Origin of the sequence: Mesorhizobium sp. M4A.F.Ca.ET.050.02.1.1 (genome assembly GCF_003997725.1) — a bacterium.
In the GTDB taxonomy this organism is placed as follows: Bacteria; Pseudomonadota; Alphaproteobacteria; order Rhizobiales; family Rhizobiaceae; genus Mesorhizobium.
The window spans coordinates 1-1,582 of the sequence record NZ_RZSG01001078.1 but is presented as its reverse complement, the minus strand read 5'-3'; the positions used below and the strand labels follow the sequence as shown (position 1 = coordinate 1,582).

The 1,582-nt window shown below is 66.1% G+C and carries 1 protein-coding gene and 1 tRNA gene; one reads left to right on the top strand and one right to left on the bottom strand.

All coding sequences use genetic code 11. The features are described 5' to 3' along the window. A partial coding sequence (locus tag EOA33_RS35105) for an aromatic amino acid lyase (protein WP_127407677.1) occupies nucleotides 1-1,307 on the top strand: 1,307 nt, incomplete at its 5' end. A 31-nt stretch (nucleotides 1,308-1,338) separates the two neighbouring features. Here EOA33_RS35105 and EOA33_RS35100 read toward each other — a convergent pair. Continuing rightward, nucleotides 1,339-1,421 (bottom strand) — tRNA-Leu (locus EOA33_RS35100). Between the last annotated feature and the right edge of the window lie 161 nt (nucleotides 1,422-1,582).

Below are 1,582 nucleotides of genomic sequence, written 5' to 3'. Positions count from 1 at the left end.
AGACGGATCCCGCACCGATCATCTATGGCGTCACCACGGCGATGGGCGAACTGGCGAGCCGCAAGCTCGAGCGTGACGAGCGCGACCGCCATGCGCGCATCAAGGCGTTCGCTGCCGCGACCTCTTTCGGCGAGCCGCTGCCGGAGCGCGTGGTCAGGGCGATCGTGCTTGCCCGTCTCACCAACTTCATTGAAGGCAATGCCGCCACCTCGCCGCGCATCGCGCAAGCTGTTGCCGCCATGCTGGACGGCGGGCCGATGCCGATCGTGCCGTCGCAGGGCCAGGGCGGCGCCGGCGAGATCCTGGCTCTCTATCCGCTGTTCGCCGGGCTTTCGACGCGCTTCGACCTGGAGGTCAAGGAGCGGGGATCGCTCATCAACGGCTCGCCCTGCGCGGCGGCGCTGGTGGCGGACGCCGCGCTCGCGGCGCGCCGCCGCATCGGCCTCGCGCACAAGGTGTTTGCGCTGTCGATCGAAGCCTTTCGCGCACCGCTCGAACATTACGACGCCGCACTCGACGGGCTTTGGGGCGACGAACACGAGGCGGCAGCGCTGCAAGGTTTGAGGGAATATCTCACCGGCGCCGGCGACGGACGGCGCAACTACCAGGCGCCGGTCAGCTACCGCATCGTGCCGCGCGTGCTTGGCCAGGCGCATCGCGCGCTTTCCGGCGCGGAACGGGCGGCGACCGTGTCGCTGGCGTCGATCTCGGACAATCCGGTCTACGTACCGCCGGACGAGGCGTATCCGCTCGGGCGCTGCATCAGCACCGGCGGCTATCACAATGCGATGGCCACGCCTGCGCTCGACGATCTGGCAGCGATCTGGGCCGACGTCTGCCTGCTCTGCGACCGCCACGCCTCGAAGCTCCTGAACGGTAAGGTCTCCCTGCTGCCCGATCTTTTGATGACGGACCGGCATTGGGCCGACAGCGACGGCCACGGCAATGTCGGCTATGTGCCGATGGCGATCACCGGTTATCTGGAGCAGGCGAAGCTCGCGGCGCAACGCACCTTCATCCCAGGAACGGAATCTGCCGGTGCCGGCCAGGACGATGTCGCGACCACGGCGTTCCTCGCCTGGACCAAGGAGGCGACCGCCGGCCGCTGCCTCGACGCGGCGATGGCGATGCTGGCGATGATCGCCTCGCAGGCCCTTCACGTCACCGGCCGCGAGGCACCGCCTGCGCTGCAGCCGTTCGTTGCCGACGTCAGGACCATCGTACCGGCGGTCGGGGCCGACCGCGTGCTCGGTCCTGAACTGGCGGGATTGAGCGAATGGTTCACCGGCAAGGTCTTCGAGACGTGACCGTGGCGACTCGGTTTGTCAGCCGATGGGCTGGTGCGGGTAGAGGGACTCGAACCCCCACGTTTTCACGCCAGAACCTAAATCTGGTGCGTCTACCAATTCCGCCATACCCGCGTCGCCCGGCAATCCCATGTAGCCATCATTCTGTCAATGTCGCGATCAAAATGACCCTCAACCGCCTGAATGCGAAGATAGTTGAAAATTAGGCTGGCCTGTGACAAAAGGCGTGTCGAATGTGACGGGACGCGACGATCCGCTTCTACAGAATGTGATAA